Origin of the sequence: Sandarakinorhabdus sp. (assembly GCF_041689835.1) — a bacterium.
In the GTDB taxonomy this organism is placed as follows: Bacteria; Pseudomonadota; Alphaproteobacteria; order Sphingomonadales; family Sphingomonadaceae; genus Sandarakinorhabdus.
Genome location: NZ_JBDNFM010000134.1, coordinates 1 through 8,579, shown reverse-complemented (window position 1 = coordinate 8,579; position 8,579 = coordinate 1). Strand labels below are relative to the sequence as shown.

The 8,579-nt window shown below is 65.5% G+C and carries 7 protein-coding genes; 3 read left to right on the top strand and 4 right to left on the bottom strand.

Annotation, left to right across the window (positions count from 1 at the left end; all coding sequences use genetic code 11):
- From ACESL8_RS07345 to ACESL8_RS07335, 3 genes are all read right to left on the bottom strand, one after another.
- The coding region (locus ACESL8_RS07345; protein WP_372917367.1) for an aldehyde dehydrogenase family protein at positions 1 to 1,002 on the bottom strand (1,002 nt) is incomplete at its 3' end.
- Entirely contained in the window at positions 989 to 2,035 is a 1,047-nt protein-coding gene (locus ACESL8_RS07340; RefSeq protein ID WP_372917365.1) for an arginine N-succinyltransferase, read from the bottom strand. The genes ACESL8_RS07345 and ACESL8_RS07340, both read right to left, overlap by 14 nt.
- The gene (locus ACESL8_RS07335; protein ID WP_372917363.1) at positions 2,032 to 3,249 is read right to left on the bottom strand and encodes a hydrolase; all 1,218 of its coding nucleotides are present in this window, start codon (positions 3,247 to 3,249) and stop codon (positions 2,032 to 2,034) included. Before ACESL8_RS07335 ends, ACESL8_RS07340 begins: the two co-directional genes overlap by 4 nt.
- 215 nt (positions 3,250 to 3,464) lie before the next feature.
- On the opposite strand from ACESL8_RS07335, the gene ACESL8_RS07330 reads away from it, so the two are divergent.
- Positions 3,465 to 5,024, top strand: a complete 1,560-nt coding sequence (locus tag ACESL8_RS07330) for an amino acid permease (RefSeq protein ID WP_372917361.1) — start codon at positions 3,465 to 3,467, stop codon at positions 5,022 to 5,024.
- 183 nt (positions 5,025 to 5,207) lie between these two features.
- Positions 5,208 to 6,440: a sensor histidine kinase gene (locus ACESL8_RS07325; protein ID WP_372917359.1), complete on the top strand. Its 1,233-nt coding sequence runs from the start codon at positions 5,208 to 5,210 to the stop codon at positions 6,438 to 6,440.
- On the opposite strand, the gene ACESL8_RS07320 is transcribed toward ACESL8_RS07325, so the two are convergent.
- Complete coding sequence (locus ACESL8_RS07320; RefSeq protein WP_372917357.1) at positions 6,437 to 7,435, bottom strand: adenosine kinase; 999 nt, start codon at positions 7,433 to 7,435, stop codon at positions 6,437 to 6,439. The genes ACESL8_RS07325 and ACESL8_RS07320 overlap by 4 nt on opposite strands.
- 72 nt (positions 7,436 to 7,507) lie before the next feature.
- Between ACESL8_RS07320 and ACESL8_RS07315 the strand changes: the two genes are divergently transcribed.
- Entirely contained in the window at positions 7,508 to 8,218 is a 711-nt protein-coding gene (locus tag ACESL8_RS07315; RefSeq protein WP_372917355.1) for an EI24 domain-containing protein, read from the top strand.
- Positions 8,219 to 8,579 lie beyond the last annotated feature (361 nt).

The following is an 8,579-nucleotide window of genomic DNA, read 5'->3' as shown; positions in this document are numbered from 1 at the left end:
GCCGCGCAGCAGCGGGCGCAGCACGTTGCCGCCGGCTGCCTGCAACCCGGCCCAGCCGCGTTCCAGCCCGTCGGCGGCGGCATTGGAAATCACCGGGCCCATGAACGGCTGCGGCTCATCGAACGCGCCGCCCACGATCAGCCGGTCGCTCAGCGCCAGCACCGCCTCGATCAGCCGATCATCCCCCGCCTTCACGATCAGCCGCCGCGCATTGGTGCAGCGCTGCCCGGCAGACAGGAATGCCGATTGCACCACCGTGGCCGCCGCCGCGTCCACGTCGGCCACATCCCACGCCACCAGCGGATTGTTGCCGCCCATTTCCAGCGCAAGGATGCGGTGCGGCGTATCGGCAAACTGCAGCGCCAGGGCCGCACCAACATGCGCCGAACCGGTGAACAACAGCCCGTCAATCTCCGCGCCTGCCAGTTCGCGGCCCACATCGCCGCCGCCGTGCACAAGGTTCAGTACGCCGCCAGGCAGCCCCGCCTTGGCCCACAGCTGGGCCATGAAATCCGCCACCGCCGGCGTCTGCTCCGATGGCTTGAACACGATCGCATTGCCGGCCAGCAGCGCCGGCACGATATGGCCGTTGGGCAGATGCGCGGGGAAATTATACGGCCCCAGCACCGCCAGCACGCCGTGCGGCTTGTGGCGCAGTTGCTGGCGCACGCCGCCGGCCTCGGCCGTTTTCTCACCAGCGCGCTGCGCCTGTGCCGTGATCGAAATTTCCACCTTGGCCGCCACGCTGGCAACCTCGGTGCGGGTTTCCCACAGCGGCTTGCCGGTCTCGCTGGCAATCAGGCGGGCAAAGGCGTCGGCATCCGCCTCCACCGCCGCCTTGAACGCGCGGGCGATGGCGATACGCTGATCAAGCGGCGTGCGTGCCCAGCCCGGCGCCGCAGCACGGGCGCGGGCCACGGCAGCGGCAACCCCGCCCGTCTCGCCGGTCCAGATCGCTTCGCCTGTGCAAGGGTTGGTGGACACAAGCTCAGCACGCGACATGGCGGATCCTCGTGCCGGGCACGATGCCCAGCGCATTGGCAATGGCGGCAGGCAGAGCCCAGGCCCCAGAGTCTGCAACTTCGGCAAGCGGCGACAAAAACGCCTGGAAGCCGTGCAAGGTGCCGGCGGCGACCAGATGCGACGGCCCGTCGATGGCATCGGCCAGCGCGGCCACTTCGGTTTCGCGGGCGCTGCGGATGGTTTTCAGATCATCGATGCGGGCGTTCACTGTCGGGCCGCCGTCGAAGATGTCGACATAATTGTCGAACGCAAAGCCTTCGGACAGCAGCATCGCCAGCGCCGCGCGGCCCGAAGCGTGCGGCTGGCCGATGGCCGCGCGGGCGTCATCGGTCAGCAGATCGGTATAAATCGGGTGGCGCGGCATCAGATCGGCGATGAACTGGTTGCCGTGCACGGCGTTGAATTCGTCGGCTTCGGGAAAGCTCAACCCGAAGAATTTGCGGCCCAGCGCATCCCAGAACGGCGAGTGGCCATCCGCGTCCATCACGCCGCGCAATTCCGCGATCAGCCGATCACCAAAACGCGCCCGGTGCTGGGCAATGAACAGATATCGCGCCCGCGCCAACAAGCGCCCCAGCCCGCCGGTGCGCAGATCGGGATGCAAAAACAGCCCGCCCACTTCGGATGCGCCGTCAAAATCGCTGGTAAGGGACAGGAACTGGATGCGCAGCGTGCGCGCCAGCTCGCGGCTGGTCTGGGTGAGGGTGCACAGCTTGTAACTGTAAAACGGCCATTCCGAACCGACCCGGCTGAACACCATGCCGGTGCCGCCGATGCGCCCAGTGGCGACCTCTTCCAGCAACAGCAGGTACAGCTCACCGTGCGGCACGTCGTCGGTGCGCGCAAAACTGGCGTCGGACCACGCAATGCGGCGGGCGAGCGCGGCTTCGTCTGGCGGCAGATTGGTAAAGCCGCCGCCGGTCAGTTTTGCAAGCTCCAGCACAGCCGGCAGATCAGCGGCGCGGGCCGGCCGCACGCGCCATTGCCCGGGGGCGATACCGAACGCTGTCATCGCTGCCACCCGTGCTGCGCCACGCGCAGCAGCACCAATGCGGCCAACCTGGCGCGTTCCTCCAGCGAATCGGCACACAAAAATTCATCGCTGCTGTGAATGGCGCCGCCGCGCGGGCCCATGGTATCGACCACCGCCAGCCCGGTCGCGGCCAGATTATTGCCGTCACAAACGCCGCCGGTGTCGCGCCAGCCAATCGCCAGCCCCAGCGACGCGCCGCAGGATTTGACCAGATCGAACAAACGCTGCTGATTGGCATCAAGCGGCTTGGGCGGCCGCGCAAAGCCGCCATGAACATGGATATGCACATCGTGCGCCGCCGCCACCGCTGCGACGCAATCATTGATGCCGGCTTCGGCGCGCAACTGTGCCTGCCCCGATCGCGGCCGCATGTTCCAGCGCAGCACGGCCATATCGGGCACGATATTGTTCGGCCCGCCGCCGTCGATCTTCGCGGGGTTCACCGACAGATCATCGCCCGCCAGTGCCGCCAGCCGCAGCGCCAGATCGGCCGCCGCCAGCAGCGCATTGCGGCCATCGGCTGGATTGCGCCCCGCATGCGCCGCGCGGCCATGCACCGCCGCGGAAAAATTGCCCGAACCAGCCCGCGCTCCGGCCAGAGTGCCATCGGGCAGCGCCGGTTCGAAGGTCAGCCCCAGATGGCAGCGCTGCGCGGCGGCGGCGAGCAACGGCGCCGAGCCGGGGGAGGAAACTTCTTCATCAGCGTTCAGAATCACTTCCCAGCCCAGGGCATCGGCAAACGGGCTGGCTTCCAGCACGTCCAGCGCGGCCTTGATCACCGCGATGCCGCCTTTCATGTCGGCAACGCCGGGGCCATTCAGCGTATCGGCATCAAGCCAGCGGCAGGCTTGAAACGCGTTATCGGCGGCAAACACCGTATCCATATGGCCCGTCAACAGCACGCGCACCGGGGCATCGGCGCGCTTGATGATGTGCAGATTGTCGCCGTGGCCCAGGCTGCGCTGCTGGCCGCTGGCATCGATCTGGCTGGCCGGCGCCGGCGCCACCCGCACCGCAGTGCCGCCCAAGGGCGCAAATGCCGCTTCCAGCACATCAGCCATCTGCGCCAATCCGGCCAGATTGCGGCTGCCGGTATTGATCGCCGCCCACGCCTCGATCTCGGCCAGCATCGCTGTCCGCTGCCCGTCGATACGGGCCAGAGCTTGGGCTTCGCCGGGCGACAGACTGGTCATGGCAGCACCATAATCTGTGACTTGCACAACCGCCAGCCGTTTTTGTGATTCATGTCACATCAGTTTGGTGCGGCGGTATGCCGGGCCTTCGTTTGCCTGCCACCTTGACCGCGCGGCTGGTTACTGGGCATGACAGTGTCATGACAAAGCGTCGGCTCGATTGGGGTCGGGTAAGGCGCGGCACCGATTGGCCTCGATTGGCAAGGGGATATTGCTTGAGCAAATGGCGCATCAAGTCGCTGGACGCGATCCTGGCGACGGCTGAAAAGAAATCGCTTACCCGTTCGCTGGGGGCCTTCCAGCTCACCATGCTGGGCATCGGCGGCATCATCGGCACCGGCATCTTCGTCCTCACCGCCGAAGCCGCGCAGCTCGCCGGGCCGGGCATGCTTGTCAGCTTCGTGATTTCCGCCGTGGTCTGCGGGCTGGCGGCGCTGTGCTATGCCGAACTCGCCGCGATGGTGCCGGTGTCGGGCAGCGCCTACACCTACAGCTATGCCACCTTCGGCGAAGTGCTGGCCTGGATCGTCGGCTGGGCACTGGTGCTCGAATATGCGGTCGCTGCCAGCGCGGTTGCGGTCGGCTGGTCCGGCTACATGGTGGGCGTGTTCGACAATTTCCTCGGGGTTCAGCTGCCACCGGCGCTGGTGACAGGGCCCTATGCGGGCGGCATCATCAATCTGCCGGCTGTGGTCATTGCCTTGGCGGTGACCTGGCTGCTCGTCCTCGGCACCAAGGAAAGCGCTACGGTCAACAGCGTATTGGTCACCGTGAAGGTGGTGGCACTGGCGGCCTTCATCTTCCTGGCAGTGCCAGCGGCCACGGCCGAAAACTTCACGCCGTTCCTGCCGCTGGGTGCCACCGGTGCCATCGGGGCGGCTTCGATCATCTTCTTTGCCTTCGTGGGCTTCGACGCGGTTTCGACGGCAGCGGAAGAAACCAAGAACCCGCAGCGCAACATCCCAATCGGGTTGATCGCCAGCCTCGCCATCTGCACCGTGTTCTACATGCTGGTCGGCACCGGCGTCATCGGCAGCTTTGGCGCGCAGCCGGTGTTCGGCCCGAACGGTGAAGCCCTGGCGCCCGGCTCGCCCGAACTGGTGGCCCAGTGCAAGACCTTTGCCGAAGCCACACTGCCGGTGGTCTGCTCCAACGAAGCACTCGCGCACGTGCTGCGCGCCATCGGCCATCCCGGCGTGGGCAACGTGCTCGGCCTGGCCGCCGGCTTTGCGCTGCCGTCCGTCGTCCTCATGATGATGTTCGCACAAACCCGCGTATTCTTCGTGATGAGCCGCGACGGCCTGCTGCCCGCCGCGCTGTCCAAGGTCCACCCGAAATACGGCACGCCGCACGTGGTGACGATCATCACCGGCCTCGGCGTTGCGGTTTCGGCGGCGTTCTTCCCGGTCGGCCAGCTGGCTTCGGTGTCGAACGGCGGCACGCTGTGTGCCTTCTTCTTTGTCAGCCTGGCAATCATGGTGCTGCGCCGCAGCGACCCCACCCGCAAACGCGCCTTCCGCACCCCGGCCGTCTGGCTGGTGGCACCGCTTGCGGCGGCTGGCTGCCTGCTGCTGTTCGGCTTTCTCAGCTGGGTGGCACAGGCGGTGTTCTTCGGCTGGGCCGCGATCGGGCTGGTGTTCTACTTCCTTTATGGCCGCAGCCGTTCCAACGTGGCGCGCGGCATCACCGTGGTGGGCGAACTTGATCAGGGCGTGCCGCCTCAGGGCGTGCCGCCGCTGCCGGGAATCCACACCCCGGGCGGCAAGGACGCCTGATCCGCAATCCCCTCTCCCCCGTCAGCCACGAAACCTGCCGGGGGGGGGATTTCCGATCGTTGCGCCTTCGGGCAGACCATGTGAAACCTACCCGGAGCTCACTTTGGGTTGAATCCGGCGACTGCCTTGGCTCACCCCGAAGCAAATGTTAAGCTGCTACCGCCACTCAGAGACCCCAGCTTGATGTCCCGCAGAAAGATCGATCTGGAAACCAAGGGCGCGGAACTGGTCGAAACGGCCGACGTCCAGCGGACCAATCAGGAATCCTTTGCCCAGGCCGTCGATGCGGTCGGCACCGGATCGGTGCTTGGTTACCGGCTCGAACAACAGGCGGCACTGTCCAATTTCGGCATGGAAGCGCTGAAATCGGCCAGTGTTTCCGATCTGCTCGATCAGGCCGCCAAAACCGCCGCCATCGGCATGCGCGCCAACCTTTCGAAAATTCTGGAATACCGCTCCGCCGAAAACGACCTTCTTGTCCGCGCCGGTATCGGCTGGCGCGCGGGCGTCGTCGGCACAGCGACGTTCGGCACCGATCTTGAATCGCCGGCCGGCTATGCCTTCCACACAGGTTCGCCAGTGATTTCCAATCATCTGGAGGGCGAAGACCAGTTTCGCACCCCGCAGCTCATGGTCGAACACGGCGTCAAGCGCGCGATCAACGTGCTCATCACCTACGAAGGCGGCCGCTGGGGCGTACTTGAGGTGGATAGCTCGTCTGGCGGCGAATTCGAAGCGGCCGATCTGGCGTTTCTGCAAGGCCTGGCCAATTTCGTCGGCGTCGCGCTCAACCGTCAGGCCGCCGAAGACCGTCTGTCGAAAGCCCTAAAATATCAGAAGGTTCTGGTTCAGGAGGCCAGCCACCGCGTGAAGAACAGCCTCGCAATCCTGTCGGGCATCCTCACGCTGCGCGCCAAATCGAGCCAGACCGCCCGAGAGGCCGACGCCCTTGGTGATGCGTCGGATCGGGTGATCGCCGTCGCGCGCACCCACGACCTGCTGTGGCGCGAAGCCAGCAACGACATGATCGATCTTGGCATGCTGCTCTCCGACCTGTGCCGCACACTGGGTGACCAGCTCGACCACATCGACATTGGCTGCCACGTCGAAGACATCGAAGCATCACCCGATGACGCGGCGTCATTTGCGCTGCTGGTGACCGAACTGGTCACCAATGCGGCCAAGCACGCTTATGGTCCGGGCGGCGGCACGGTTCGGGTCGAACTGGTCAAGGCCGGCGGCTGCCGGGTGCTGACTGTCGCCGACAAAGGCAAAGGCCTCGCCGCGGATTTCAGCATCGAAACGGCCGGCAAGGACAGTCTGGGCATGAGCCTCATCCAAGCCCTGGCCCACAGCCTAGGCGGCACTGTCGAATTCAGCCGGGGCGTCGGCACCCGCTTCACCGTCAGATTCTAGCCCAGCTTCGCCGCCACCAGCGCTTGCAAATCCGCTTCGGGACGCGCGCCAAAATGGCTGATCACTTCAGCCGCCGCAATGCACCCGATGCGCGCACAATCGGGCAGGCTGCGGCCCTGCACCAGCCCCGCCATGAAGCCGCCGGCAAACAGATCGCCCGCACCCGTGGTATCCACCACCTTGGCAACTTTTTCGCCTGCCACGTCATACCGCTGACCGCCGCCGATCACGACAGCGCCCTTCTCGCTGCGGGTAACGACCGTGATGCAGGCATGCCTCGCCAGCTCGGCCATCGCGGCATCGATATCGTCCGTCTGATACAGCGCCTTCACCTCGTTCTCGTTGCCGAACATGATATCGACATGGCTGGACAGCAGATCGCGGAAATCAGCCCGGTGGCCCTCCACGCAAAACACATCTGAAAGGGTGAACGCCACCTTGTTGCCCGCCTCGCGCGCCACCTTGATGGCGGCCTGCATGGCAGCACGCGGCCCGGCCGGATCCCACAGATAGCCTTCCAGATACAAGATGCCCGATGCCGCCACCAGTTCAGCATCCAGATCGCTGGCATCCAGTTCCTGGCACGCGCCCAGATAAGTGTTCATCGTGCGCTCCCCATCAGGCGTCACCACGATCAGGCAGCGGCCCGTCGGCGGCCCGCCCGTGGCCGGCGCGGTGGCGAAATGCACGCCAGCGGCGCGAATATCGCGCGTGAACACTTGCCCCAGTTGGTCCGCCGCAACGCGCCCGACAAAGGCACTGCGCGCACCCAGCATCGCCGATCCCACCACCGAATTGGCCGCCGAACCACCACTAATTTCGCGGCCCCGATCCCTGCCGCGCCCCATGGCAGCGTACAGCGCCTCGCCTTCACCGGCATCGATCAGGCGCATGCAGCCATGCGCGATGTTGCGGCTGCTCAGGAAATCCGGGGTCTCACTGCTGATCACGTCAACAATGGCGTTGCCCATGGCGAGAATGTCGAATTGCGGCATCAAAGGCTCCTGAAACAACTGGCGCTGCCTTAGCCGCTTGCCCCGCCCCTGCCCACCCCCTAGCGTGCAGCGGTGCCCGCCGCCTTCATCCTCAGCTTTGCGCAATTGTGGGACCCGGCCATCCGCCGGATCCTGCTGCGCGCGCTGCTGCTCACGCTGGTGCTGTTTGCCGGGCTGGCCTGGGCGATCGTCACCGGGGTGGACGCAATCGAAACCAGTGGCTGGCCCGGCTGGCTGCGGCGCCTGTGGGCGGCCGGCGCCGGCGATGCCGCGGCCTTCCTGCTTTCCATGCTGCTCACCTGGCTGGGCTTCACCAGCATCGCGACGGCCGTGACGGCAATGTGGCAAGACGAGATCATCGTCGCCGTCGAAACCCGCTATTACCCGAACGCCAAAGGCCACGCGCTGGGCCTGGGCGTTGAACTCGCCATGGGCGGCCGCGCCGCGATCCGCGTGGCGCTGATCAACATGGCGCTGCTGCCAGCCTACCTCCTGCTGCTCGTAACCGGCATCGGCCCGCTGATCCTGTTCATCATCGCCAACGGCTGGGCCCTGGGCCGCGAAACTCTCGAAGCCGTCGCCGCCCGCCACGTCCCCCTCGGCGAATCCCGCGCCTGGCCGGGGCAGCACAAATGGGACAGCTGGGGTATCGGCATCGGCACAGCCGGTCTGTTCGCCGTGCCGGTGCTCAACCTGGTGGCGCCGGTGATGGGCGCGATGATGGCAACGCATATCTTCCACCGGGAGCGGGAGGATGAGGCGAAAGTGAAAAAGGCAGAATAGCCTCCGGCGGGCAGGGTCGCAGACCCTGCCCCCGTTTGTTTTCGGTCAGCGCTTGATGGCAGACTTGGGGTGGAAAGCTGCCGCCTCAAACTTAAGTGTCGAATGACCGATTTTGGGACATTGTTGCCATCCCTTGAGGCTGCGGCGAACGACAGCTTCCGCCCAGTTGCGGACGTTGGCCTTCAGTCGCACCATACCCGATTGCGGTCGTTTGCGCTTCGGCTAACATCGCCGAATGCGACCCTTTCCCACTCTAGTTCTGATAGCCTTATTCTTGAGCGCATGCGGACGTTCTGCATGGAAGCAGACCAGTCAAGAAATGTCGCCAGACCAGAAGTACATGGCTGTTGCCGAGTACAAG

Excerpts from the sequence above, each read along its gene's own strand:
- ACESL8_RS07335 (WP_372917363.1), bottom strand. The coding sequence starts at position 3,249 with ATGACCAGTCTGTCGCCCGGCGAAGCCCAAGCTCTGGCCCGTATCGAC.
- ACESL8_RS07320 (WP_372917357.1), bottom strand. The coding sequence starts at position 7,435 with ATGCCGCAATTCGACATTCTCGCCATGGGCAACGCCATTGTTGACGTG.
- ACESL8_RS07340 (WP_372917365.1), bottom strand. The coding sequence starts at position 2,035 with ATGACAGCGTTCGGTATCGCCCCCGGGCAATGGCGCGTGCGGCCGGCC.
- ACESL8_RS07325 (WP_372917359.1), top strand. The coding sequence starts at position 5,208 with ATGTCCCGCAGAAAGATCGATCTGGAAACCAAGGGCGCGGAACTGGTC.